Source organism: Streptococcus oralis SK610 (genome assembly GCF_000257455.1).
Lineage (GTDB): Bacteria > Bacillota > Bacilli > Lactobacillales > Streptococcaceae > Streptococcus > Streptococcus oralis_CB.
On the sequence record NZ_AJKQ01000029.1, the window covers coordinates 57,134 to 81,308 of the forward strand.

Consider the following 24,175-nt stretch of genomic DNA (forward strand, 5'->3'; position numbering starts at 1 on the left):
AAAAGACTTGATTCAACAAATCAAGTCTTTGCTTTGACTGCATTAGGAAGAGATTCCTTGTTGTTTTCGGATGTAGTAATAAAGCTTTAAAATCACCGTTCCACTTGCCATTCCAATAGAAATAACGAGGGCTAACATAACCACCAAAGTCGCGCTAGCAATAGCATGGCTGTAATCTCCTGTCACAAAGAAAGCTGTTGTTCGATAGGATAAATAACCCGGCACCAAGGGGGCAAGAATAGCCAAGACAAAGACCACCGCTGGTGTCTTATAGACAATACTTAAAATCTGGCTGATGCAAGAGCCAATTACTGCTGCGATAAAGGTCGCGATAATAACATTGGTTGGTTCTTTGAGGACGAGATAGAGGAGCCAAACGCCCATTCCCAAAATACCACCAGGTAGGAGCATGGAGCGTTGAACATTCAGTACGATTAGAAAGGTGATAATGGCGAGTAAACTCGCCACTGCTTGGAGCAAAATACTTGTTAGAGTCATCTTATGTCATCAAAACCAGGGCGACTGAGGTGCCGGCCCCTAAAGCGAGGGTAATGAGCAAAGATTCAAACATCTTGCTCATACCAGAGTTGATATGGTTGGTCATGATATCCCGTACCGCATTTGTCAGAGCAATCCCTGGAACAAAGGGCATGACCGCTCCTGCTATAATCAGGTCTGCCGTCGAAGGAAATCCTGTATAGCGGGCCCAGAACTGGGCGATCAATCCGAAAACAAAGGCACCCGCAAAGGCTGTTACAAAAGGAATGCGGACAAACTTCTCTACGTAGAGAGAGAAGGCAAATCCAAATAAAGTCGCAATAGCTGCACCAAAAGCGTCATAAACATTGCCCCCAAACATAATCGAGAAGAAAGGGGCACTGAGGGTCGCTGCTACAGTCACTTGGAACTTGGTATAAGGAAGGGCTTGATTGCCGATTTCTTTGAGCTTTTTAAAGGCTGTCGAGAGATCAATCTGCCCGCCCACAAGCTCCCGTGATACTTGGTTGACATCACAAACTTTTTCAATGTTATAAGAGGATGAGGTCACCCGTTTCATCCGAGAAATATTGGTATTTTCGATAGAAAAGAAAATAGCTGCAGGCATGGCAAGTACATTGCAATCCATTATTCCCTGCGAATGGGCAATACGTATCATAGTATCCTCAACCCGATGAATCTCTGAGCCACTTTTCAGGAGAATGGTTCCTGCTAGCATAATCACATCAATGACGGCATTCAACTCTCTCGATTCGTCCATTTTCTCCTCCTTTTTTCTACTCCCTATATTTTATCACAAAATCTTGTGAAAAAAAATCTTTGTCATGAAATCATGACAAAGATTCGTTTAATCTCGAGAACTTTCGTGAGTTCCTTCACTATTGGATGAACTGCTAGAAGGAGTGTTCCCTTGTTGATTTCCTTGTTGGTTCCCCTGGTTTGGACTTGTAGGAGAACCCTGGTTCCCACGTTGGGCAGGATTAGAGGATGAAGTTGACGGCGGTGTTTTTGGTTTGTAGATGGAAAGTTTGATACGCGTACTTGCAAGATCAACCAGTTCTCCTGCTCTTGGCGTTTGACTTACAACAGTTCCTTCTGCCGTTCCTTCAGGAGCATTCGATACTTCTACAACCTCAATATTTGCTTCCTTCACACCGACAATCTGAGTCAAGTTATTCTTTGTAAACTCGAGGCTTGAACCAATGTAGTTCGGCATGCTGACACTAGTCACCTTCTTAGCTACTGTTAAGGTAATCGTAGTAGCTTTTGAGAGATCATAGGTCGAACCTGATGCAGGAGTCTGTCTGAGGACGGTTCCAGGTTCGCTTTCGCTGGATTCTTCCTCTTCCATCTTGATTAGATTTTCAGGTACCTTCTTCTCCTTGAGTTCAGCTACAACTTCCGTATACTTGCGTCCAACGTAATTGCTCAATTGGAAGGATTGCTTCCCAGAAGAAACAATCAAATTGACCTTGGTTCCTTCTTTTCGGCCGCTACCAGCTTCTGGATCCGTTCGAATAACACGTCCTTCTGCTACGGTATCGCTGGCTTCTGACTTTTCTTCACCAGCTTCAAACTTGGATTTTTTAAGAGCTTCCTTAGCCTCTGCAACGGTTTGTCCAGCTACGTCAGGAATAGCAATCGTTGCTGGTGTTCTTGACAAAATCCAGACCAAAGAGGCTGCAACCAATAGAAGACTAGCAAAAAGAATCATATAGCGAGCCTTAAACTTCCGTTTCTTGGCTGGCTTTGGCGCTGGAGCCGGCTCTGCCACTGGTTGAGTTGGTTTCTTTGGCTGAGGGCGTTCTTCTTGCACCGGAGCTTTAGGAATCGATGTCAGTGTACTTTGTGGAACTTTAGGTAAAGTCTTAGTGTCTGCCTTACTCGCATCGTCAAAGACCAGTTTCGGCTCATTGCGACGATTATAAGACAAGCTAGTTGACAAGTCCACATACATTTCTGAAACAGACTGATAACGATCTGACAGCTTCTTAGCAGTCGCCTTGATAACAACATTTTCTAAAGCCTGAGGGACAGATGGGTTTTCAGCTATGACGGACGGAAGTGGCTTCTGGAAATGCTGGAGGGCAATCGTAACCGCGCTATCTCCATCATAAGGGATATGTCCCGTCAGCATCTCATAGAAGATAATCCCCATCGCATAGATATCGCTCTGGAAAGTCGCTTTAGAACCACGCGCTTGCTCAGGTGACAAATAATGAACAGAGCCTAACATTGAGTTGGTCTGGGTCAGACTGGTCTCCGCAAAGGCTACGGCAATCCCAAAGTCCGTGACCTTAGCTGTGCCGTCAGGTGTCAAAAGGATATTTTGAGGTTTCAAATCCCGGTGAACGATTCCTCGAGTATGGGCTAAGCGCATCGCCAAGAGGATTTGTCCCATAATCCGAACTGCTTCTTCGTTTGAAAGAGGATAGTGTTCTTTGATATAACGCTTGAGGTCAAGACCTGCTACGTATTCCATAGCTAGGTACTGTTGACCATCTTCCTCACCAATATCTGTTATCCGAACGATATGAGGATGGTCCAGATCCGCCATGGCTCTCGCTTCACGTTGGAAACGTGCCACAGCAATCGGGTCTGTCTGGTAGTTGGTCCTCAGGACCTTCACTGCCACTTCTTCCCCGTCTAGGATCAAATCCTTGGCCAAGTAAACATCTGCCATGCCTCCTCGACCAATCTGCTTGACAATCCGATACCGCCCGGCAAAAATCTTGCCGATTTGGATCATTCTGCTGCCTCCTCGTTCATGTAAACAAGGGCAACCGTAATGTTGTCTAAACCTCCTGCATTGTTAGCGAAGCGAATGAGGGTTGCCGCCTTGTCTGCTAGGGAAATATCGCTGGTTACGATATCATAAATCTCGCTTGCCGAAATCATATTGGTCAAACCATCACTATTGAGCAAGAGATAATCTCCTGACTCCAGTGTAATCATCCCAAAATCTGGCTGGATTTCATCTTTTTGTCCGATGGACTGGGTAATGATATTCTTTTGAGGGTGAGTTTCTGCTTCTTCTGGAGTCAATTGACCAGCCTTGAGCAATTCATTGACCAAAGAATGGTCACTGGTCAACTGGTGGTATTCTTCTCCACGAATCAAACCGATACGAGAATCTCCAATGTGAGCATAGATGGCTTGGTTGTCAATAAAAGCAACAGCTTCTAGCGTTGTTCCCATGCCTCTGTATGCTTCGTCCTGACCTAGTTGGTGAATTTTTTGATTTTCAATCTCCAGGTAGTGGGCAAACCACTCACGAACTTCATTGACTGAGTCGATTTGGGTATCCACCCAAGCCACACCGAGATCTGTGACCGCCATCTCACTAGCGATATTACCTGCACGGTGGCCTCCCATCCCGTCAGCCAAGATGATCATAGTGCGTCCTGCTCGGTTGACAAAGTGATTGACATAGTCCTGATTATTTGTCCGTTTCTGACCAACATCTGTTAATAATGCTATTTCCATTGTGTCAGTTCCTTCCTATTCTGATATCTTGCGAAATTGGCTAATGAAGAATCCATCACTTCCGTATAGTTCAGGAGTGATTAAGATACAACCATCTTTCAAGATATCCTTGCATTCGTGTTCTAGTTTTACCTGTTCAAACTCTGGATGACTTTCTAAAAATGCTTCAACAACTTGAAAGTTCTCCTCAGAGACAATAGTACAGGTACTATACGTTATTATACCACCTTTTCGTAGTGTTTGACAAACACTACCTAATATTTCCAGCTGAATTTCCTGTAAGGATGTGAAATCTGCTGTTTCTTTATTGTATTTGATGTCTGGTTTGCGGCGTAAAAGTCCAATCCCAGAACAGGGAGCATCTACCAAAATCTTATCAAAAGAGTCCCGACCGAAAAACTCATGCACTTTTCTGGCATCCAATTTTTGCGTTTGCACTTGATCTGCTACTCCTAAACGCTCCGCATTTTCTTGGATCAAGTCCAACTTATGATCATAAAGATCCAAAGCCGTCACCTTACCGGATGTGAGGTAAGAGGCCATATGGGCTGTTTTCCCACCCGGAGCGGCACAGGCATCCAGGACCTGTTCATCACCTTGTAGATCAAGAGTCGGAGCAACCAGTTGACTGGATTCGTCTTGGATGGTTATAGCCCCTTCTGCGAACAAATCATGGCCTGCAAAGTGGCCTTGCTCCTTGACCAGACCAGTGGCTGCCAAAGGGGAATCAGTCGCCTCTAACACGGCCTTGATTTCCTCTTTTCGGCTCAAATCGGCTACACGAATACTGGCTTTGTTGCGCACCAAGAGACTTTTAAAGATGGCTTGTGCTCGCTCTTCACCATACTCTTCCTTGAGTTTAGACACGAGCCAAACTGGGAGAGAATAGGCAATGGAATCACGCTTGTTTTTGCGTTTGATGCTGTCAATATCTGGCCAGCCTTCTCGCAAAATACGACGAAGGACGGCGTTGACCAATTTTTCACTACCTTTTTTACGGGCTTTAGCTAGCTCTACCGCTTCATTGACTACAGCGTGATTAGGAATCTTATCCAGATACCGAAGTTGGTAGGCACTCAGAAGGAGCAGGATATAGAGCCAGTTATCTAGCTTATCCCGGTCTTGGATAAAGTGGGACAGGTACCATTCCAGAGTCAGTTTTCGGGCTACCGTTCCGTAGACAATCTCTGTCACCAAACCCTTGTCTGCTGCTGAGAGCTGACTCCCCTTGAGGTATTTGTTTAAAGCAATATTTGAGTATGCTTGGTTGACAAAAACATCCTCTAACACTGCTAGAGCTAGACTTCTAGCCGTTTCTACTTTAGTCACCAAATCGTTCTCCTACTGTCAATGTGCGTCCAACACCGTTGAGGAAGGAAGAAATATCCATCTTAGGCTTACCAGCTGGCTGCACTTGCTTGAGAGACAGAGCACCTTCAGCCGTTGCGACAATCAATTCCTTCTTGCCAATAGAGAAAATCTCACCTGGAGCTCCCTGACCTTCTACTGGTAGAGCTTCATAAATCTTAAAGCGGTCTCCCTTGAGAAAAGTGTGAGCAACAGGCCATGGATTCATGCCACGTATTTGGTTGAAGAGTTGACGATTGGTTTTAGTCCAATCGAGTTTCTCTTCTTCTGGCTTAATATTTGGCGAGAAAGTGACCTGACTAGGATCTTGAGGCATAGGTTTGATCTCCCCAGCGATATAGGCAGGCAGGGTATCCAAAAGCAAGTCACGACCAACAATGGCTAATTTCTCAAATAAGGTGCCGACATTGTCCTCATCTGTGATAGGAATGCTACGACGGGAAATCATATCTCCTGCATCCATTTCCTTAACCATCTCCATAATGGTCACACCAGCTTCCTCATCCCCTTGAATCAAGGCATAATGAATGGGAGCGCCACCACGGTGTTTGGGAAGAAGGGAAGCGTGAACGTTGACCGCAAAATCCATGCTATCAAGGAGTTTACTTGGGAGAAATTGTCCAAAAGCAGCAGTCACAATCCCATCCGCTCCTAGCTTCATAATGGCTTCCATCTCTGGACTTCCAGATAATTTTTCAGGCTGGTAAATGGGAAGACCTGCTTCTTTGGCAGCCTGCTTGACTGGGGTTTCTTGGATCACTTTTTTACGGCCGACAGCGCGGTCTGGCTGGGTCACAACTGCTAGAATCTCGTAACAGTCATCTGTCAAAAGTCCTTTTAAGACTGTCGCTGAAAAGTCGGGTGTCCCCATAAAGATTAGTTTTGTCATTTCTTCTCCTTCTTATAAAAATTGCTGCGGTTCGTGGTCAATACTGAGACGAAGCTCGCTATTTTCCCGTTCTTGAGTCAAGCCCAAAACTCGATTGAGAGTTGGACCCAGCTCATCTTCTAAACGGTATTTAATCAAAATCTGGTAATGATACAGGTTGTGGGTACGGGCAATTGGTTTTGGTGTCGGTCCAAGGATTTTACTAGTTTCCGATAAACCTGAGCGCAAAATTCCCATAACTTCATAGGCACGCTTGACAACCTCCTCTTCTTTCTTGTGAGAGAGGGTAATGCCAATGGTGAAATAATAAGGTGGGTAGCCAAGTTGGCGTCTGATACTCATTTCATAAGTGTAAAAGCCTTCGTAGTCTTGGTCCTTGGCAAATCGAATGGCATAGTGCTCAGGGTTGTAAGACTGAATCAAGACCTGCCCAGCTTTTTCCGCACGTCCTGCCCGACCAGCCACCTGAGTTAAGAGTTGGAATGTTCTCTCAGAAGAACGGAAATCAGGTAAGTTTAGGGCCGTGTCCGCATTGAGCACTCCGACTAGGGTCACATTTGGAAAATCCAAGCCCTTGGCAATCATCTGAGTTCCCAGCAAGATATCTGCTTCCCCTCGGCCAAACTGGTCAAGAAGAGCTTGGTGACTGCCTTTCTTACGGGTCGTATCCACATCCATCCGTAGAATGCGGGCCTGAGGAAAGAGCTCTGCCAGCTCATCGTAGGCTTTCTGAGTCCCTGTACCGTAGTAGCGAATGCTGCGACTCTGACAGTTGGGACAGACATGAGGAATCCCCTTAGAAAAGCCACAATAATGGCAGTTCATGGTCTTGGTATCCATGTGAAGAGTCAAGGAAATATCGCAGTTGGGACAAGCATCCACCGTTCCACACTCCCGACACATAACAAAGCTAGAATAACCCCGACGGTTGAGCATGAGGACTACCTGTTCTTTTTTAGCCAGACGGTCTTGGATGGCTTCTAGCAAAGGAGGCGTAAAGTTTGACGTCTCATTCTGCCCGATATAGTCCCGAAAGTCAATCACTTGAACTTCAGGAATAGTGGCTAAAGGATTAGCTCGTTGGGTCAGACGTAAGTGTTGATAGACGCCTTTTCCAGCCCGCGCACGGCTTTCTAAGCTTGGTGTTGCCGAACCAAGGACCAGAGCTGCTTGATTGTACTGAGCCCGTAAAATGGCGACCTCTCTAGCATGATAACGGGGATTGCTGTCTTGTTTGTAGCTGGCTTCATGCTCTTCATCGATAATCATAACACCTAGATTTTTCAAAGGAGCAAAGATAGCTGATCGAGCACCAACAACAACTTGGGCGTCGCCACGCTCAACCTTGCGCCATTCGTCGTACTTCTCACCATTGGATAGGCCTGAGTGTAGAATGGCTACTTTCTCACCAAATCGAGCAATAAAACGCTCCGTCATTTGTGGCGTCAGAGAAATCTCAGGCACCAGCAAAATAGCCGTCTTACCCTTAGCCAAGGCTCCTTGGATAATCTGCAAATAAACCTCTGTCTTCCCACTTCCTGTAATTCCTTGAAGGAGGAAAGGAGGCTGTTGACTGCCAATAGCACTGACAACGGCATCACGCGCCTGTCTTTGTTCTGGATTCAATTCCAAAGGTTGGCTGGCTTCAGTGCCTTCAAAATAAGCGGCTGAGCGTTGCACTTCCTTTTGGACTAGGGTTAGAGCTCCTTGCTCCACAAAGAAATTTACTTGCTCCCGCGAGTAGGACTCTAGCAAACTAGCCAAGGAAGCACTCTCAGGATGAGACAGCAGATAGTCTCTCAGCTCTGCCTTTTTCTTAGCACGCGTAGAAATCTCAATCTGCTCTAGTCGAGTAGCATCAACCTCATACCAAGACTGGGTCTTGACTTTCTTTTGATCGACTGCCTGGTATTCTAAGCGGAGCAGACCTTTTCTAGTCAAACGCATCATTTCTGCCTGCTTGGCTAAATCTAGAGAAGAAAAGGCTAGCGAATCTTCTAAACCGAACAAGCGCTCTTTGTCTGCCTGACTTAGGCCTTCTAAAGGATAGAGAATCTTATCATAGCTGGAGTTTAAAAATCCTGGAAGCATGGCTTTTAGAATGGAGATTTTGTAAGAAAAGACAGACTTACGTAATTCCTCAGCCAGCCAGAGTTGCTCCTGAGTCAAGACGGGAGAAAAGTCTAGCACCTCCGCAATCTCTTTCAAGTCCTGATCTGCCACTTCTTCATCCAACTGGGACTCCAAGCCCAACACAATCCCTTGGATCAAACGATTGCCTTTGCCGAAGGGGACATGGACCCGCATACCGACTTCCAGCATCTCTACAAATTCCTCTGGAACCTTATAACTATAGGGCTGGTCCGTTTGCATCAGGGGAACATCCACGATAATCTTTGCGATAGCCATCTTCTCACCTCCTCCTTGTCAGTAAATTCTTGCAATAGAAAAAATAAGATTGAGTCCCCCCAACCTTAAATTTTTTCACCATCTTCTTTTTCTTTAGCAATTTGCTCTTTGATTTTCTTTTCTTCTTCTTCTCTGCGGCGTTTTTCTTCTTCGATACGGAGACGAACCGCTTCACGTTTTCCTTCTGGATCTGGGTGAATGGTTACATTTCCAGACTCGATTTCTTCTAAAGCGCGAAGAGTTGATTTTTCAGACTTAAACTCTTGAGTTGCTGGCGCGCCTGCTTCTAGTTCGTGGGCACGCTTTGCTTCCAAGATTACGAGTGAATATTTTGATGGTACCTTGTCTAGCAAGGTATCAATAGAGGGTTTTAACATCATTTGCTTGTACCTGTTTCCTATAGTTTATCGAGTAGTTGGAGATTTTGGCAACATCTCCTGGTAGTGACCAATGACACGGTCCACACGGAAGTGTTCTGCTTCGATCACACGCTTGACACGTTCAGCAGCGAGGGGCACCTGATCGTTGACAATGGCATAATCATACTCACGCATGAGAGCAATTTCTTCCTTGGCTTTTTCGATTCGTTGGGCAATCACTTCAGCGCTATCTGTTCCACGACCTACCAAACGATCTTGCAATTCATCCAAATCTGGTGGCGTTAGAAAGATAAAGACAGCGTCTGGAACCTTTTTCTTAACCTGAAGGGCTCCTTGGACTTCAATTTCAAGGAAGACATCGATTCCCTTGTCCAGAGTTTCATTGACATAGGTCAGAGGAGTTCCATAGTAGTTACCAACATATTCTGCATATTCCAACATCTGACCTTGGCGAATCAACTCTTCAAACTCTTCACGAGTACGGAAGAAATAGTCCACCCCGTCCACTTCACCAGGACGTTGCGCACGTGTCGTCATCGATACAGAGTATTGAAATTGATTCTCAGAACTCTCAAAAATCTCTCTTCTAACCGTTCCTTTCCCAACTCCTGAAGGACCAGAAAAAACGATTAGCAAGCCTCGGTCTGCCATTATGTCTCCTTTAGTTAGTCTGTGAAATAAAGTGAAATTTCTCTCGGATACTGATGATTGCGTCAGTTATCCTTCTACAGTCTTTCTATCTAGTGTAACAAAAAAGCAGTAATATTTCAACTGCTCTTTCTTATTTATTTAGCATAATCTACTGCACGAAGTTCGCGGATCACGGTTACCTTGATATTTCCTGGGTAATCGAGATTATTTTCAATTTTCTCACGAACTTTGTGAGCCAAGATTGTGACTTTGTCGTCTTTGATTTGTCCTGGATTAACCATGATACGGATTTCACGTCCCGCTTGAAGGGCAAAGCTATTTTGCACCCCTTCAAAGCCATTGGCGATTTCTTCCAAATCATGGAGACGCTTGATATAGCTTTCAAGAGACTCACTACGAGCACCTGGACGCGCTGCGCTCAAGGCATCTGCTGCGGCAACGATCACTGCAATGACGCTTTCGGCTTCGACATCGCCGTGGTGGCTAGCAATGGTATTCACCACAACTGGGTGTTCCTTGTACTTACGAGCCAACTCCGTACCAATCTCAACGTGGCTACCTTCAACCTCGCGGTCAATAGCTTTCCCGATGTCATGAAGGAATCCAGCACGACGGGCAAGAGCTGCATTTTCACCAAGTTCACTCGCGATGATACCAGATAACTTGGCAACCTCAATCGAATGACGCAAGACATTTTGTCCATAAGAAGTACGGAACTGCAAACGTCCCATGATCTTCATCAAGTCTGGATGAAGGTTTGGCGCACCAATCTCATAGGCAGCAGCCTCCCCGTATTCACGGATTTTATTGTCAATCTCTTGACGGTTTTTCTCCACCAACTCCTCGATACGAGCTGGGTGGATACGGCCATCCTTGAGCAACATTTCCATGGTCATACGAGCAATTTCACGACGAATCGGATCAAATCCTGACAAGGTGACCACTTCTGGCGTGTCGTCAATGATGACATCTACCCCTGTCAAACTTTCAAAGGTACGAATATTACGCCCTTCACGACCGATAATACGTCCTTTCATAGTATCATCTGGTAGGTGAACTGTCGAGTTTGTTGACTCTGCTACATAATCACCAGCGATACGTTGCATAGCCTGAACCAAGATATCTTTCGCAATCTTGTCTGACCGTTCCTTGACTTCTTGCTCAGCCTCACGAATGCGACTAGCAATTTCCTTGCTCAAATTTTCCTCTGTCTGAGCCAAGATAATATCTCGAGCCTCAGTTTGGGAAAGGGAACTGATACGTTCAAGTTCAGCTTCTTTTTGTCTTTCGACTTCCTCTAATTGCTCTTCACGTGCATCAAGGTTTTTTGCTCTATCAGAAATACTTTGTTCTTTTTGTTCAAGTGTTTTTTCTTTGTTCGTCAAATTGTCGTCTTTGCGATCAAGGCTCGTAGCTCTCTCCGTCAAACGACTTTCGATTTGCTTGAGTTCCTGACGTTCTGACTTAAATTCAGCGTCCACTTCTTCACGGTATTTTCTGGCTTCCTCTTTGGCCTCCAATAGTGCTTCTTTTTTAAGAGACTTGCTTTCGCTCTTGGCTTCATTTAGCAATAAATCCGCTTCGCGCTCAGCTTGTCCTCGTAAATTAGTTGCTTCTTGTTCAGCATTTAGAAGCATCAACTCTGCAGCCTCTTGAGATGATTTCATCTTAGCTGAGATGCTGACATATCCAATGACTAAACCAATGATGACGGCAAAAACAGCAATCGCAAGTGTCATGATTTCCATGTTTTTACCTCATTAAATTTGTTTATCGAATGACATACATTCCTTAATATTCTATCATAAAAAACCGATTTTCACAAACCCAAATTGAAGAGTTTTGTGTGAATTTTAGAAGAAAGTTCTGAAATCACCAAACAAACTTTCTAGCTCTTAAAAATGACATTTTCATTAAAACATACAATAAAAAAAGCCTACCTTTCAGTAGACTTAGTTTGATTCTATTCTAATCGGCACTCTTCCAAAATTCTGCTCTGCAATACTTGGCTGTCCTAGTTGGTAAATCTGGTCTGCCTTTTGAGTCATAGCATCCCAGGGTTCTTTACCAATTCGGCTGACTAGATGGACCTGTTCTTTCAGAGACTTGAGGTGTTGTCTGCCTTTTTCGGTAAAACCAAGAACACGGATACCTTCTGGCAAGTCGCTTTCTCTGGCCTGTACCAAAATATAGGTCAAGAGGCGTCTGACACGCGCATTGGTATAACGCTTGGTCGCAACTACCTCAATCAATTCATCCAGAAACTGGGCTGTTTTGATAGCTTCCTTGATGCGCACCGCCATTTCTTGATTGACCTGATAGATCGTTGTTAGGTCTGGATTTGACAAGATTTGATAGCGGAGCAAGGGAAAATAGTCATCCCAACTCACCTTACTGGCCTGCTCAAAGAGAGCAACAGAAGGCATAAAGCGTTCTAAGAAATCTTGGTCTGATTGATGCTGACGGAGAGCTGTTGCCGAGGCAAAGTCAACATCCTTATCCACAGAATGATAACCAGCCCCCTGACGCTGAATCGGATGGAGTTTGATTCTACGTCCCGCAACCGCCTTGGCATAGGCCAAAGCTAGAACATGATTGGGTGTATTGCCTGAAAAATCAAGACCTGCAAATTCCTTCCACATGGCTTGGGTTTTCTGAGGATAGGAGAGCGAATCAGGCAGATTTTCCACAAAATTCTCCATCTCAGCACCTTGCTCCGTGTATAGGTCAGCAATTTTCTGATAATCCAGAACTTCCTCCGTCCCGAAAGCTAGAGTATCAATACCCAATCGAGCCAAGATATCCACAGCTCCTTGACCGAAGAAATCTGCTGCCTGAACACTAACTAAAAAGGGCAATTCCACTACCAGATCCGCTCCACTTTCCAGCGCCATCTGAGCCCGAGTCCACTTGTCCACGATAGCAGGCTCTCCACGCTGCATGAAATTCCCAGACATGGCAACGATTTTCAGTCCCTCCGCCTGCTCAAGCAGGTATTTGTGGCCATTATGAAAAGGATTGAACTCCGCGATAATACCTGTGATAGTCATGATGTTCTCCTACTTCTGCGCGACAAAAAACCAACGTCTACTGTTTTCTGTCGGCTCCTTATCCTCAAAGTCCGCATAGAGTTTGAAGAACTTGAAACCAGCCTGTTCCAGCAAAATATCATAGGTCAAGACCTCATAGGTTCGCTCCTCATGTACTTCATCGTGACGACTAAAGGAACCGTCAGCCTCCTTGACAAAGAAAGTCAACTCATGCACGATGGAGTGAGGAGCTTCGTCCTCATAGGTGTCCCAAAGCATGGCAAAATCTTCCGCATTTTCATGGTAGGAATAGCCTGGAAAAACTTCATCTGTCTGGTAGGTCGAATGTACATCAAAGATGAATACTCCGTCTTCATTGAGGGCATTGTATACTTCCTTAAACACGTCTCCTACCTCGACCTCATCCTGCATATAGCAGATAGAGTCCGAGTAACACGTAACAAAGTCGTATTGACCTGCCTTAGATAAATCCAGCATATTGCCTTCAATAAAATCAATCTTCTGCTTGGCCGAAGCAGCTCTTTTCTCCGCAATCTTCAGCATATCTGCGCTCAAGTCAAGTCCCGTCACATCAAAGCCTGCTTGAGAAAAACGGACAGACTGGATACCCGTCCCACAAGCCAATTCTAAGAGTTTCTTTCTCTCCTTAGTCTTAGGCAAATGACGCAGCGAAAAATCCGTCCATTTATCGTATAAACTATCATCCATCACAGCATCGTAAACAGCCGCAAAGGTTTCATAAGTCGCCATAAATCACCTTCCATTTAGAGCTAAAATTAACTCTTTTAATTCTCTACTGGTTAAATATTCTTTGGAAATATCTTTTACTCTATTTATTTCACTTATATAGTCATCAATAAATGAAATATTATTTTGGGAATATTCCTTAAATTTTTCCCAGTAGACCTGCTTTATTATAAACATAACAAAACTAGAAGGAAGTAAAATCTTTGATAGAGGTATCCTAACATTATTATTTTGCCCTATATGTAAATGTGATACCGGGTGTATCACCTCATGATACTCATTTTCACTATAATCATATCTGAAATTAGTAATATGTTCTTTTTGAGGAGATTCAATTAGATATTGATTATAATCCTCATAAAACGCATCCCCATATTCTTCATAAGAAATATTAGAAAATTTTAAAAATTCTTGATATGTCATGCTATTGTATGGCCTCTCAAAATACGCAAATCTAATACTTCTGCCATCAATAGAAAATTGAAAAAATGAACCATCTTCTGGAAGAAATAGATTATAATCTTGAAACTCAATAGCTTTCTCATATATATCAATAGAATTTCCTACCAAAGATGTTTTTTTAAACTCGTCGGAATAAGAATTCTTAAAATTCTTTTGAACTTTTATATTATTTTCTTCAAATTTTATATTATACTTTTTTAAAATCATTTTAGCATCATCATAACTTGATTTCATCAAACCTATTGCTATTGTCATCTTAATCTTCTATTTTAAATAATCTTGTTGCTTCTTCAACTGTTAATCCAGAATCTTCTATCAATTTGTAAAGAAGATCACGTTTTTTATTCAACTGTTCATTAACATCACTTAACTCACGCTGTACTGTAAATTTAATGTCTTCCTGACTAGGGTAATTGAAAATTAATTTAAAATCATTACGTCTTACTTTTTTTAATTCTTCTGAAATAAATCCATCTTCGATACCACATCCAGTTAATTGAACCCACCCTTTGCTACGAGTTAGTGCTGTGAAAAGTTTATTCCTGACCTTAATACTATCTCTACTCTTTAAACTGTCAGCTCCTATTATATAAACTTTCCCAGCTTCGTTCCCTTTAGCTCTATATACTGTTGAAAAAGTTACCTGATCTTTTATTGAAAATTTATCGCCTTTTGCAGAATTCATAATATTGTTTATTGAAATCATTTTATCAGCCAAAGCAACAGATAACTGATCATAATAAGAACGACTAAATCTATCATCCAAACAAATAACCATAATATCTTCTGGTTTTAATTTATGTTCTAAATCATTTTTTATTTGTTGAGCAATATATTCTGTTTCAGATTCCATATTATGAAAACTTTGTAAAGTAACTATTTGATCTGTTTCTACCATTTTCGAAATAATTGACGGACTGTTTTCTATTGGGCGTTCAATTATGGTTTTTTCTCCAATATTTCCCCCTTCTTCAACAAAATATCCCATATCTTCCCAATGTTTTTTATTTTCAAGCATTTGTATTATTTTGGAATTATAGATTCCAAAACCTAATGAATGAGCTGACACCAAAATCTCTTTTGGATTACGATAACTTTTCTTTAATATTATATCATTACTTTGATGCGGATGTCTTTCCATCAATTCTTCTAAATCAATTCCTTCATCCCCAATATGATTTTCAAATAATCTTTTAGAATCTTGTGGCTCTACGTCTAATATATTTTGCAATTCATCATAAGCCCAAATAATTCGATCATTTTTTACCAAACGTCTACATAGCCAATAAAAAGAATTAGCAAAGTCCTGTCCTTCATCTATTAAGATATAATCATATTGTGCATTAAAATTGTCCTTATTTCGAGTAACTAAATCATTACAAATAAATTCAAAAGGAGTCATCTGAGCATCTTTAGACAAATTTTGAGCTTTAGTTAAATTTACAGGTCTTTCACCTAAAGAAATACACGTATTGTAGTATACTCCAGGCTGATTATATCCTCCCCACGCATGTAGTATATGTAAATTTTCCCAATTAGGATCATGGTCCTGAGTCATACGGTAGAATCGAGTAATCAGTCTCTTCACTTGATCATATAAAGATTTTGTATAAAATGTATAAAGAATTTTTTCTTCAGGGTTATTAATATGTAATTGAGCCGCTTTCATCGCTAAAACTACAGTCTTTCCCGAGCCCGCCATTCCCCTTATTCTTTGGGGTCCATCAACGATAGTAAGAGCAGCTAATTTTTGTTTATAATCAAATGTTGCAATTTGCTTTTCAAGTGTACTAAGAATATAACCTTCAGAAGATTTATCTTCATCAGAGATATCTCTCATATTATCAACTGGAATTGTACGAGATCCGTCTATTACAGAGTACACATCTCTCATTATGTCTTCATTCAAATCTTCTGCTAAACAAATATTTTCTAAATTATCCTTTAATTCAGAGCTTGAAGTAACTGTAATGATATATTCATCTCTAGCAATGTCAGATTTATTAGAATTCGGGAAATAAGCTATTGTATTAATAGGAATTAATATTCCGTCTCGCGATTTTCTTAGTGATTTTATTCTAACAAATTGAGCAGTAATCATAGCCACTATGTCATTCAAATCACTATTAAAGTTTTCAAGAAATGTATTAGATAAATCTCTTGAAAACTTATCACTTGAATTGATTACGATTATACCATAGCAAGGGCTTACAATTAATAAATCTGGAACAACAGGTAATGTGTCGTTATCGTATTTCGGATATTTATAATACAAAGTTGAATTTTGCAAATTCAACTTATCAACATTTTGGCTTAAATAATTTACCAAATCTTTAGCTACTTCATTTGACTCAAAATCATTATTTGTAATAACCGTTTTTAATTTCATATAAAGCTTCTCCACTCTTGAAAAAACAAGTTTTAATCGACTTCCTCATATCACACTACTGCACTGTCACATCTACAGACTCTGCCTCATGCCATAGCTTTTCTAGGTTATAGTGGGCACGCATTTCTTCTGAGAATATATGCACAACGACACCGCCTAGGTCTAGCAAGACCCAGCCTCCAGCTGCATCGCCTTCGACATGACTGCCTTTAACACCAGCTTCTGCTACTTTTTCACGAATGTTATCAGCGATTGCGTCCAACTGACGGCTATTCATCGAGCTAGTGATAACAAAGTAGTCTGTCACGCTGGTCAAATCTTGTACATCAAGTGCAAGGATATCCTCCGCACGTTTCTCATCAGCCGCTTTCACGACTAGTTCTAGTAATTCTTTTTCGTTCATTTAGTCCTCTTTCAAATAGTGCACAAAGGCGTTATAGGTTTCCAGGGTTTGGGGATAGATGGGGAATCCCTGATGAGCTAGATGCTCCACGGTACGAGCTGTTTCGTAGGCCACTGCCTTATTGAGCGATAGCACAGCAATCTCACGTGCCTCGTCCACTCCAGGAAAGGCACGATTGTGCTCGATATAATCTGCGACGTAGATGACTTTGTCTAGATCGGTCATCTGACCAGCTCCGACTGTATGGATTTCAATAGCTCGCAGGATTTCTGGATCATGCAAATCCAAATCTTCCTGAATCTTGTAGATGCCAACCATGCCATGCCAGACATTATTGCCCCAATTTTTGAGGTCAGGATCTAGCCGGTAACGGTCAATCAAGTCTAGAAATTCCTGATCTGACAGCTTTTTAGCATAATCATGAAGAAGGCCTGCTAGACCCGCTTTCTCGGTATCGACTCCAAATCTCTCCGCTAACTCTATGGCTGCACGCTCCACCCCCAAACAATGGGTTAACCGTTTTTCAGGTAGAAGCTCTGCCATTTTTTCCAACAAAGCCTCTCGGGAGCAGTTGATATAGTCTTGGTAGGCCATCAGTAGAGCCCCTCCTTCTCGATGTAGTCTAACACTGGCTGAGGTAGGAGAAAGTTAGGTTTCCGACCTTGGGCAAGGAAATCACGCACCATGCTGGACGAGATGTCCATGAGAGGCACATCCACCCAGATAACTGGATAGGAAGTCCCTGCCTTGTAACGTGGACGCTGAACCCCTACAAACTGAACCATTTCGACTAGCTCATCAATTCGATACCACTTAGGCAGATAGTCCACCATATCAGCCCCGATAATAAAGTAATAATCCGTATCTGGATGTTGCTCTGTCAAAATCTTCATGGTGTCATAGGTGTAGGAAATGCCCTTGCGCTCTAGCTCAATGGTTTCAATGTCCAGGCCTTCAATCCCCTCTATCGCCAACTCAAGCATCTTGAGACGGTGATGCTCGGGGATGGTTTCCTTTTTATCTACATGAGGTGGTTGGTATTCGGGCATAAGCAGGACCTGATCTAGTCCTAACTGTTGTCGTACTTGGTCCGCCACAACAAGATGGGCATTGTGAACAGGGTTAAAATTTCCCCCTAAAATCCCGACTTGTTTGCGTTTTTTCTCCTTGATTTCTGGCTCCAACTCTACCTTGGTAAAGGGAGTCAATAATTCGATTGCCATAGGCTCGTCTTCCTTTAATTCTCTGTAAAAACAGTTGTTTGGAGTAGGTTTTAGATTTCTTTGACTTTTTTAGAAATCTTGCGATTTTCTTTCTTGCTGGATTGTTTAAACAAGATCAAGATGCGTCCGATTTTTTGGACAGTATCCACACCGATTTCTTCTTCCAAGATTTCAGCTACTTCGTGGATGTTTTCATCTGTATTTTGCAAGAGCGTAACTTTAATCAATTCACGGGCGTCAAGAGCCTGACGGATGCTGGTTTTGATTTGGTCGTTGAGTCCATTTTTCCCGATTTGGATGATGGGTTTGAGGGTGTGTGCCTGGCTGTTGAGGAAGGCACGTTGTTTTGATGTTAATGACATAATTTCTTTAAAAGAGTTTCTTTTAATACTTTTCTGAAGTGGTGACGGACGTCAGCAAAGTCCTTCGGACTTTCATGACTAAAATTTGAGCCTAAGGTCTCAAATTTTCCGCAGTTGGTACAATCACTTGTACCAACTGATACCACAGCGAAAAGTATTCGTTATGAGCTCGCAGGGCTCGCCTTTATAAAGATAACCCTTTCCTTTCTGTGTTTAAATGATTGCTTTTCGTGTGACGACAGCGACGCCTTCTGGTGCCCAGACGGCGACTTTGGCGGTGCCTGTTACGCGGATCCAGCCTAGTCCTGAGATGACTAGGTCTGTCTTGTCCTTGATGATAAAGACATGCTGGACTAGTTTTGGAAAATCTTCTTTTTCTTTACTATTTGGTGGTGTTAGAAGGGTTCCAAGATGTTTGTCATAAAAGGCACTAGCGCCTTCAAGCTTAGTACGATGGAGTTTGAGTTCATTGTCAAAGAAAGCTGTAAATCCTTGCTTTTCTCCTGATATGAAGTCAAAGCGTCCGAGACCACCTAGAAACAGAGTTTGTTCAGGGTTAAGCTGATAGGTTTTTGGCTTGATTTCCTTTTTAGGGCTGACATACTTAAGGTTTTTAGCCGTCAAGTAGTGGGCCATCTGGTGGCGGTGGATAATCCCTGGCGTATCGTAGATATAAGATCCGTCGTCAAGCGGAATCTCAATCTTGTCCAAGGTTGTCCCTGGAAAGCGTGAAGTCGTAATGACATTCTGGTCACCTGTGATTTCTTGGATAATGGCATTGATAAGAGTTGACTTTCCAACGTTGGTCACACCGACCACGTAGACATCACGGCCCTTACGGTAGTGTTCAATCTTGTCAATGACTTCCTTAATGGCATGCTTATTTTGGGCTGAAGTCAGGACGACATCAACTGGACGAAGTCCTTCTTCGTGGGCACGCTCCATGAGCCACTGGCTAATCTTGCCCGGTTTAACAGACTTGGGCAGGATATCTTTCTTATTTCCAACCAAGAGGACATCATTGCCCGATACAAAGCGTGGCAAGCCTGGGATGACAGAGCCATTAAAGTCAAAGATATCAATGACATTGACCACCAAGGCATCACTGTCTCCCACCTCGTGCAAGAGCTTGAGGAAATCATCGTCTGTCAACTGGACATCTGTGATTTCATTGTAATGACGGAGACGGAAACAGCGTTGGCAATAAACTTCGCCAGTCTCCAACCCTTTTTCAAGTGCCGACTGAGGGGTGAAACCAAGACCAGCCTTGTCTGTCGTCTGAATGGTTGCTCCACAACCAATACAGAGAATTTCTTCCATAGTTAAATTCCTTTTTTATATGTAATCGGTCCGTACTTTTCAGTGATTTTTCGCATAACACGGCGCTCGCGAGCCCGGTTAATCTGCGTTTTGATCGAGTCGTGTTGGACCAAGGGTTTGACTAAGATCGAGCGAATACCTGCACGGTGCGCTGCACGAATATCCGTCATGAGCTGGTCGCCGACCATGACCACTTCATTTTTCTCATAGTGGAATTCCTTCATGGCACGGTCAATCCCAAATGTGAAAGGCTTCAAGGCCCAATAAACGTAATCAATCCCAAACTTCTCAACTGCGCGTTGGACCCGTTTTTTGGTATTATTTGAAACAACGATGATGCGAATACCTGCATCGCGGAGGTCATGTAGCCATTGCTTCATCTCTGGCGTCCCATCAGGGTTGTTCCAAGCAATGAGGGTATTGTCTAAATCGACCAAAACAGCCTTGATTCCCTGCGCTTGCAGGCTTGGGACTGTCAGATCATAAACTGCTTCCACAGCAAAGTCTGGCATATAATTTTCAATCGCCATTCTGGCTCCTTTTCTTTTTAATTTCTAGCAATATTCTTTAAATATTGGGCTAAGACTACCCATAAAATGAGACTAGCTATCAAAATATAAATCCAAGCATTTGGTTCATCTGCAAACGGTAAGGGAACATTCATTCCGAAGAATCCTGTAATAACCGCAAGGATAGCTAGCAAGACTGAGATAATTGTCAAAGTTGTCAAATTATCATTTAGATTATTATTTAGGATGTTGTTGTAAGAGGCTGAGAGTTGTTGCAAAACTTGAGAAATCAAATCTGTCATCGAAACCAACTGATGCGCTTCAATCATGGCATCGTCAAACTGCTCTCTTTCTACCTCATTAAAATTGCGATAAAGAGCATGCCCTTGGATGTGTTCCAAGAGGAGACGATTTTGTTTGGCAGCTGCTGTCAGGTAAACCATACCAGTTTCCAAGTCAGAGAGGGCAAAGAGATTTTTTTTAGTTGTTTTTTGACGAAGAAGTGCACTGATTTCATCCTTACCTTTATCCATTTCTTCAATTACTGGATAATAAGCATTACTAATAATCTCTAAACTGGCAAAAAGAAATTTGTAGATTGAAACAACTTCATGGCTTTCAAGGTAGGATGCCATTCGTTTAATCACATAACTATTCTTGTGATTGCTAATTGTGATCAGCCGTTGTTTTTCAACGATAAAGGTCATCGGAATCGCTTCATAATATTCTTTGTCTTTTTCTAAATCAAGAACATTATAAATGAAGGTTACCGTTCCCGTTTCACGGTGATAGTCCATGTGGGCACGCTCATTTCTATCCAGAGCATACTCGATGGTTTCCTTGTCCAATCCATAGACATCCGAAAGGTCTTCCATGTTTTTAATTTTGTCTACATCAAGGTCTATCCAGGTACAATCGTGACCTAATTTTTTCTCTACAAATAGCATACTCTCTCCTTTACCAAACTCCTTCTATTGTACCACAAATCTGCTAAAATAGCCGGCCTATTCAGTACGAGATAGATTGCTGACGACGGTGATATTGCGATTGGGAACAAAGTGAAGGGCTTGATCATCACCTCGCAGTTGCGTTGTACGGATTCCTACGCTAACGACCTTTCCAGAAACGGTAATAGGTCCATTTGTGAGAACCACTTCATCACCAACATCAAGCTGGCGTTCAAAAAGGATGAAGAAGCCATTAATGACATCGGATAGAAAGCCTTGCGCCCCCATACCAATGGCCACCCCAGCAATCCCCGCACCGGCAAGGAGGCTAGAAACTGGCAGCCCTAAAATAGACAGGATACAGTAGAGCAAAAAGAAATAAAGAATGTAATTAAAGACATTCTCTAGCAAACGCGAGATGGTCTTTTGTCTTCCTGCATCTCGATTTGAAAATTTAAGTGAGGGTTTGACAATCTTTCGTACAGTCACATGAAGCATCTTTTTAGCTATATAAAATAGTAAAAACAAAATCAAAAGAGAAATCACCTTGGTTAAGAGATTCTCTAACATGGTTGTTAAATCAAGTTTATCAAAATAGCGTTGAAAAAAATCTTGCATATAAAACTCCTTTCCCCTATTATACCATAAAATCGTCCTTCTCTTTTCTTTCATAATTATTCAATTATCGGCTCTATTTTCAAAATATCACTTGCCTCTATAGCATATTTATACTATAATTATAAACAATACATTTTGAAGGAGACTGCTATGAAACGAATCATTAGAGCCTGGATCAAGGCAAGCCTCATCAAACGAATCCTTATTGGAATGATTTTGGGAGCGACATTAGGGATGCTCTTTCCAAACCTTACAGGAATTGGTCTGCTTGGAGACCTCTTTGTAGGCGGACTGAAAGCCATCGCTCCTATTTTAGTTTTTGCCCTTGTTGCCAATGCCCTTTCCCAACACCAAAAGGGGCAAAACACCAATATGAAGGCTGTTATTTTCCTATACTTGCTTGGAACCTTTGCTGCTGCATTGGTAGCCGTTCTAGCTAGTTTCTTACTGCCTGTGCAAATCACCCTGACCAGTGCAAATACAGAAGTTGCTGCTCCTGACGGTATCGGTCAAGTCCTCAGCAACCTCTTGCTTAAACTGGTGGACAATCCTTTGAATGCCATTGTTGAAGCCAATTATATCGGGATTCTCTCTTGGGCAGTCATCTTTGGCTTGGCTATGAGAGAGGCAAGTAAACACAGTAAAGAATTGCTGAAAACCATGGCGGATGTCACCTCTAAAATTGTCGAATGGATTATCAACCTAGCTCCCTTTGGGATTTTAGGCTTGGTGTTCAAGACCATCTCTGATAAGGGTATTGCCAGTCTGGCTAACTACGGTGTCCTCCTAGGACTTTTGATTGCTACCATGGCCTTTGTTGCTCTCATCATCAACCCGCTCATCGCCTTTCTCTTTATGAGGAAAAATCCCTATCCCCTTGTTTTGAAATGCCTACGTGTCAGTGGTATTACAGCCTTTTTCACTCGTAGCTCTGCCGCCAATATCCCTGTCAATATGAAACTCTGTCAAGACTTGGGGCTGAATCCTGACACCTACTCTGTCTCCATCCCGCTTGGTTCAACCATCAATATGGCTGGCGCTGCTGTTACCATAAATGTCCTGACTCTAGCTGCCGTCAATACACTCGGAATCTCGGTAGACTTTGGGACAGCATTTGTGCTCAGTGTCGTGGCTGCTATTTCTGCCTGCGGGGCCTCTGGAATCGCTGGGGGATCCCTTCTCCTCATTCCTGTAGCTTGTAGCCTCTTTGGGATTTCCAATGACTTGGCTATGCAAGTTGTCGGAGTCGGTTTTGTGATCGGAGTCGTGCAAGACTCCTGTGAAACAGCCCTGAACTCTTCAACAGATGTCCTCTTTACAGCAGTTGCTGAGTATGCTACAAACCGAAAACTTCGTCCCTAGTCTCTGATTCCTCGTTAAACACTTGATTCTATTAGTTTAGGAAATTTTCATGTCCCTCACTCAACGTACGACAAAACTGATCTTAGCGACCTGTCTCGCTTGTTTTCTCGCTTATTTTTTAGATTTATCATCAGCAGTTTCAGCTGGAATTATCGCTCTATTAAGCCTCTCCGACACACGCAGAAGCACGCTGAAATTAGCACGTAACCGCCTCTTTTCCATGCTCCTAGCGCTCGCTATGGGTGTTCTAGCCTTTCAGCTGACAGGCTTTCACATCTGGAGCCTGGGCCTCTATCTTGCTCTCTATGTCCCTCTTGCTTACAAAATGGGCTGGGAAATCGGCATCACCCCTAGCAGTGTCTTGGTCAGTCATCTCTTGGTACAGGAGTCTACCTCTCCAGAGCTCTTGCTTAATGAAGTACTCCTCTTTCTCATCGGGACAAGCTTTGCCCTATTGGTCAACCTTTACATGCCCTCTCGTGAGAAAGCCATCCAAAGCTACCACCTTCAGGTCGAAGAAAAGTTAAAAGACATCCTGCTTCGCTTTAAATACTATCTGTCGCGAGGAGACGGACGCAATCAAGCCCAACTCGTTGACCAATTAGACAAGCTTCTTGATGAGGCCCTCAAACTGGTCTACCTGGATCACTCGGACCACCTCTTTCACCAGACGGACTACCACATCCATTACTTTGAGATGAGACAGCGACAAAGTCGCATCCTGCGAAATATGGCCCAGCAGATCAATACCTGTCACCTGGCCGCAAGTGAGAGTTTGATCTTGGCCCAGCTCTTTTCAAAGATTGCTGCCCAGCTAAGTCAGACCAATCCTGCTCATGACCTACTTGATGACATCGAACGCTATCTGCAAGTCTTCCGCAACCGGAGTCTCCCGAAAACACGTGAGGAGTTTGAAACACGTGCCACCCTCCTGCAGCTACTACGCGAAGCCGAAACCTTTATCCAGGTTAAGGTCGATTTTTATCAGAAATATGGAAACTAGAACGCAAAGAACCTCAGAGAATTCCTCTGAGGTTCTTTTGTTTTGCATTTGGAAGGTAAGTTTATTTAACCATTGCCCTTGGAATCATCAAAACAGGGA

General features: G+C 42.9%; 24 protein-coding genes. 2 read left to right on the forward strand and 22 right to left on the reverse strand.

Features of this window, described 5'->3' with window-relative positions; all coding sequences use genetic code 11:
• Nucleotides 1–42 precede the first annotated feature (42 nt).
• The 22 genes from HMPREF1115_RS10930 to HMPREF1115_RS11035 all read right to left on the reverse strand — a co-directional run bounded on the left by HMPREF1115_RS10930 (nucleotide 43) and on the right by HMPREF1115_RS11035 (nucleotide 21,711).
• Nucleotides 43–498 carry a threonine/serine exporter family protein gene (locus HMPREF1115_RS10930; RefSeq protein WP_000176901.1) on the reverse strand — a complete coding sequence of 152 codons (456 nt, stop codon included), beginning with the start codon at nucleotides 496–498 and terminating at the stop codon, nucleotides 43–45.
• 1 nt (nucleotide 499) lies between these two features.
• Nucleotides 500–1,258 carry a threonine/serine exporter family protein gene (locus tag HMPREF1115_RS10935; protein ID WP_000344542.1) on the reverse strand — a complete coding sequence of 253 codons (759 nt, stop codon included), beginning with the start codon at nucleotides 1,256–1,258 and terminating at the stop codon, nucleotides 500–502.
• 87 nt (nucleotides 1,259–1,345) lie between these two features.
• Nucleotides 1,346–3,247 (reverse strand): Stk1 family PASTA domain-containing Ser/Thr kinase, encoded by a 1,902-nt coding sequence (gene pknB, locus HMPREF1115_RS10940; RefSeq protein ID WP_000614525.1) that lies wholly within the window; start codon nucleotides 3,245–3,247, stop codon nucleotides 1,346–1,348.
• Entirely contained in the window at nucleotides 3,244–3,984 is a 741-nt protein-coding gene (locus tag HMPREF1115_RS10945; RefSeq protein WP_000401527.1) for a Stp1/IreP family PP2C-type Ser/Thr phosphatase, read from the reverse strand. The genes pknB and HMPREF1115_RS10945 overlap by 4 nt, the downstream gene beginning before the upstream one ends.
• Before the next feature lie 15 nt (nucleotides 3,985–3,999).
• Nucleotides 4,000–5,313: a 16S rRNA (cytosine(967)-C(5))-methyltransferase RsmB gene (rsmB, locus tag HMPREF1115_RS10950; protein WP_002882665.1), complete on the reverse strand. Its 1,314-nt coding sequence runs from the start codon at nucleotides 5,311–5,313 to the stop codon at nucleotides 4,000–4,002.
• Nucleotides 5,306–6,241, reverse strand: coding sequence for a methionyl-tRNA formyltransferase (gene fmt, locus HMPREF1115_RS10955; protein WP_000163669.1), 936 nt, complete (start codon nucleotides 6,239–6,241; stop codon nucleotides 5,306–5,308). The genes rsmB and fmt overlap by 8 nt, the downstream gene beginning before the upstream one ends.
• 12 nt (nucleotides 6,242–6,253) lie before the next feature.
• Entirely contained in the window at nucleotides 6,254–8,650 is a 2,397-nt protein-coding gene (locus HMPREF1115_RS10960) for a primosomal protein N' (RefSeq protein WP_000951897.1), read from the reverse strand.
• Nucleotides 8,651–8,715: 65 nt separating this feature from the next.
• Nucleotides 8,716–9,030 (reverse strand): DNA-directed RNA polymerase subunit omega, encoded by a 315-nt coding sequence (rpoZ, locus tag HMPREF1115_RS10965; protein WP_002875802.1) that lies wholly within the window; start codon nucleotides 9,028–9,030, stop codon nucleotides 8,716–8,718.
• A 24-nt stretch (nucleotides 9,031–9,054) separates the two neighbouring features.
• Entirely contained in the window at nucleotides 9,055–9,681 is a 627-nt protein-coding gene (gene gmk / locus HMPREF1115_RS10970; protein WP_000775041.1) for a guanylate kinase, read from the reverse strand.
• 134 nt (nucleotides 9,682–9,815) lie between these two features.
• Nucleotides 9,816–11,429, reverse strand: a complete 1,614-nt coding sequence (locus tag HMPREF1115_RS10975) for a ribonuclease Y (protein ID WP_000404960.1) — start codon at nucleotides 11,427–11,429, stop codon at nucleotides 9,816–9,818.
• Nucleotides 11,430–11,633: 204 nt separating this feature from the next.
• Entirely contained in the window at nucleotides 11,634–12,731 is a 1,098-nt protein-coding gene (locus HMPREF1115_RS10980) for a nucleotidyltransferase (RefSeq protein ID WP_000156377.1), read from the reverse strand.
• Nucleotides 12,732–12,740: 9 nt separating this feature from the next.
• Nucleotides 12,741–13,481 carry a class I SAM-dependent DNA methyltransferase gene (locus HMPREF1115_RS10985; RefSeq protein WP_000257057.1) on the reverse strand — a complete coding sequence of 247 codons (741 nt, stop codon included), beginning with the start codon at nucleotides 13,479–13,481 and terminating at the stop codon, nucleotides 12,741–12,743.
• Nucleotides 13,482–13,484: 3 nt separating this feature from the next.
• On the reverse strand, nucleotides 13,485–14,195 hold the full coding sequence (locus tag HMPREF1115_RS10990; RefSeq protein ID WP_000150389.1) for a DUF2290 domain-containing protein: 711 nt from the start codon (nucleotides 14,193–14,195) through the stop codon (nucleotides 13,485–13,487).
• Between the two features lies 1 nt (nucleotide 14,196).
• A complete protein-coding gene (locus tag HMPREF1115_RS10995) occupies nucleotides 14,197–16,329 on the reverse strand; it encodes a DEAD/DEAH box helicase (RefSeq protein WP_000770046.1) in 2,133 nt (710 codons plus the stop codon).
• Nucleotides 16,330–16,384: 55 nt separating this feature from the next.
• Nucleotides 16,385–16,732, reverse strand: a complete 348-nt coding sequence (gene rsfS, locus HMPREF1115_RS11000; protein WP_001003011.1) for a ribosome silencing factor — start codon at nucleotides 16,730–16,732, stop codon at nucleotides 16,385–16,387.
• Entirely contained in the window at nucleotides 16,733–17,326 is a 594-nt protein-coding gene (yqeK, locus tag HMPREF1115_RS11005) for a bis(5'-nucleosyl)-tetraphosphatase (symmetrical) YqeK (RefSeq protein WP_000331220.1), read from the reverse strand.
• Nucleotides 17,326–17,955, reverse strand: coding sequence for a nicotinate-nucleotide adenylyltransferase (locus HMPREF1115_RS11010; RefSeq protein WP_000963716.1), 630 nt, complete (start codon nucleotides 17,953–17,955; stop codon nucleotides 17,326–17,328). Before HMPREF1115_RS11010 ends, yqeK begins: the two co-directional genes overlap by 1 nt.
• A gap of 50 nt (nucleotides 17,956–18,005) precedes the next feature.
• Entirely contained in the window at nucleotides 18,006–18,317 is a 312-nt protein-coding gene (yhbY, locus tag HMPREF1115_RS11015; RefSeq protein WP_000060164.1) for a ribosome assembly RNA-binding protein YhbY, read from the reverse strand.
• Nucleotides 18,318–18,530: 213 nt separating this feature from the next.
• Nucleotides 18,531–19,637, reverse strand: coding sequence for a ribosome biogenesis GTPase YqeH (yqeH, locus tag HMPREF1115_RS11020; protein WP_000391187.1), 1,107 nt, complete (start codon nucleotides 19,635–19,637; stop codon nucleotides 18,531–18,533).
• A gap of 2 nt (nucleotides 19,638–19,639) precedes the next feature.
• A complete protein-coding gene (locus HMPREF1115_RS11025) occupies nucleotides 19,640–20,167 on the reverse strand; it encodes a YqeG family HAD IIIA-type phosphatase (protein ID WP_000963744.1) in 528 nt (175 codons plus the stop codon).
• Between the two features lie 17 nt (nucleotides 20,168–20,184).
• On the reverse strand, nucleotides 20,185–21,093 hold the full coding sequence (locus tag HMPREF1115_RS11030; RefSeq protein ID WP_000899710.1) for a magnesium transporter CorA family protein: 909 nt from the start codon (nucleotides 21,091–21,093) through the stop codon (nucleotides 20,185–20,187).
• A 57-nt stretch (nucleotides 21,094–21,150) separates the two neighbouring features.
• Nucleotides 21,151–21,711 (reverse strand): mechanosensitive ion channel family protein, encoded by a 561-nt coding sequence (locus HMPREF1115_RS11035; RefSeq protein ID WP_001150573.1) that lies wholly within the window; start codon nucleotides 21,709–21,711, stop codon nucleotides 21,151–21,153.
• A gap of 150 nt (nucleotides 21,712–21,861) precedes the next feature.
• Between HMPREF1115_RS11035 and sstT the strand changes: the two genes are divergently transcribed.
• Together sstT and HMPREF1115_RS11045 are read left to right on the forward strand one after the other, a co-directional pair.
• Nucleotides 21,862–23,073, forward strand: a complete 1,212-nt coding sequence (gene sstT / locus HMPREF1115_RS11040) for a serine/threonine transporter SstT (RefSeq protein WP_000821314.1) — start codon at nucleotides 21,862–21,864, stop codon at nucleotides 23,071–23,073.
• Between the two features lie 49 nt (nucleotides 23,074–23,122).
• Nucleotides 23,123–24,076: an aromatic acid exporter family protein gene (locus HMPREF1115_RS11045; protein WP_000060058.1), complete on the forward strand. Its 954-nt coding sequence runs from the start codon at nucleotides 23,123–23,125 to the stop codon at nucleotides 24,074–24,076.
• The last annotated feature ends 99 nt before the right edge of the window (nucleotides 24,077–24,175 follow it).

What these genes read in the sequence shown, in the direction of transcription:
- HMPREF1115_RS10930 (WP_000176901.1), bottom strand. Translation starts at nt 498, where the DNA reads ATGACTCTAACAAGTATTTTGCTCCAAGCAGTGGCGAGTTTACTCGCC.
- HMPREF1115_RS10935 (WP_000344542.1), bottom strand. Translation starts at nt 1,258, where the DNA reads ATGGACGAATCGAGAGAGTTGAATGCCGTCATTGATGTGATTATGCTA.
- pknB (WP_000614525.1), bottom strand. Translation starts at nt 3,247, where the DNA reads ATGATCCAAATCGGCAAGATTTTTGCCGGGCGGTATCGGATTGTCAAG.
- HMPREF1115_RS10945 (WP_000401527.1), bottom strand. Translation starts at nt 3,984, where the DNA reads ATGGAAATAGCATTATTAACAGATGTTGGTCAGAAACGGACAAATAAT.
- fmt (WP_000163669.1), bottom strand. Translation starts at nt 6,241, where the DNA reads ATGACAAAACTAATCTTTATGGGGACACCCGACTTTTCAGCGACAGTC.
- HMPREF1115_RS10960 (WP_000951897.1), bottom strand. Translation starts at nt 8,650, where the DNA reads ATGGCTATCGCAAAGATTATCGTGGATGTTCCCCTGATGCAAACGGAC.
- rpoZ (WP_002875802.1), bottom strand. Translation starts at nt 9,030, where the DNA reads ATGATGTTAAAACCCTCTATTGATACCTTGCTAGACAAGGTACCATCA.
- gmk (WP_000775041.1), bottom strand. Translation starts at nt 9,681, where the DNA reads ATGGCAGACCGAGGCTTGCTAATCGTTTTTTCTGGTCCTTCAGGAGTT.
- HMPREF1115_RS10975 (WP_000404960.1), bottom strand. Translation starts at nt 11,429, where the DNA reads ATGGAAATCATGACACTTGCGATTGCTGTTTTTGCCGTCATCATTGGT.
- HMPREF1115_RS10980 (WP_000156377.1), bottom strand. Translation starts at nt 12,731, where the DNA reads ATGACTATCACAGGTATTATCGCGGAGTTCAATCCTTTTCATAATGGC.
- HMPREF1115_RS10985 (WP_000257057.1), bottom strand. Translation starts at nt 13,481, where the DNA reads ATGGCGACTTATGAAACCTTTGCGGCTGTTTACGATGCTGTGATGGAT.
- HMPREF1115_RS10990 (WP_000150389.1), bottom strand. Translation starts at nt 14,195, where the DNA reads ATGACAATAGCAATAGGTTTGATGAAATCAAGTTATGATGATGCTAAA.
- HMPREF1115_RS10995 (WP_000770046.1), bottom strand. Translation starts at nt 16,329, where the DNA reads ATGAAATTAAAAACGGTTATTACAAATAATGATTTTGAGTCAAATGAA.
- rsfS (WP_001003011.1), bottom strand. Translation starts at nt 16,732, where the DNA reads ATGAACGAAAAAGAATTACTAGAACTAGTCGTGAAAGCGGCTGATGAG.
- yqeK (WP_000331220.1), bottom strand. Translation starts at nt 17,326, where the DNA reads ATGGCCTACCAAGACTATATCAACTGCTCCCGAGAGGCTTTGTTGGAA.
- HMPREF1115_RS11010 (WP_000963716.1), bottom strand. Translation starts at nt 17,955, where the DNA reads ATGGCAATCGAATTATTGACTCCCTTTACCAAGGTAGAGTTGGAGCCA.
- yhbY (WP_000060164.1), bottom strand. Translation starts at nt 18,317, where the DNA reads ATGTCATTAACATCAAAACAACGTGCCTTCCTCAACAGCCAGGCACAC.
- yqeH (WP_000391187.1), bottom strand. Translation starts at nt 19,637, where the DNA reads ATGGAAGAAATTCTCTGTATTGGTTGTGGAGCAACCATTCAGACGACA.
- HMPREF1115_RS11025 (WP_000963744.1), bottom strand. Translation starts at nt 20,167, where the DNA reads ATGGCGATTGAAAATTATATGCCAGACTTTGCTGTGGAAGCAGTTTAT.
- HMPREF1115_RS11030 (WP_000899710.1), bottom strand. Translation starts at nt 21,093, where the DNA reads ATGCTATTTGTAGAGAAAAAATTAGGTCACGATTGTACCTGGATAGAC.
- HMPREF1115_RS11035 (WP_001150573.1), bottom strand. Translation starts at nt 21,711, where the DNA reads ATGCAAGATTTTTTTCAACGCTATTTTGATAAACTTGATTTAACAACC.
- sstT (WP_000821314.1), top strand. Translation starts at nt 21,862, where the DNA reads ATGAAACGAATCATTAGAGCCTGGATCAAGGCAAGCCTCATCAAACGA.
- HMPREF1115_RS11045 (WP_000060058.1), top strand. Translation starts at nt 23,123, where the DNA reads ATGTCCCTCACTCAACGTACGACAAAACTGATCTTAGCGACCTGTCTC.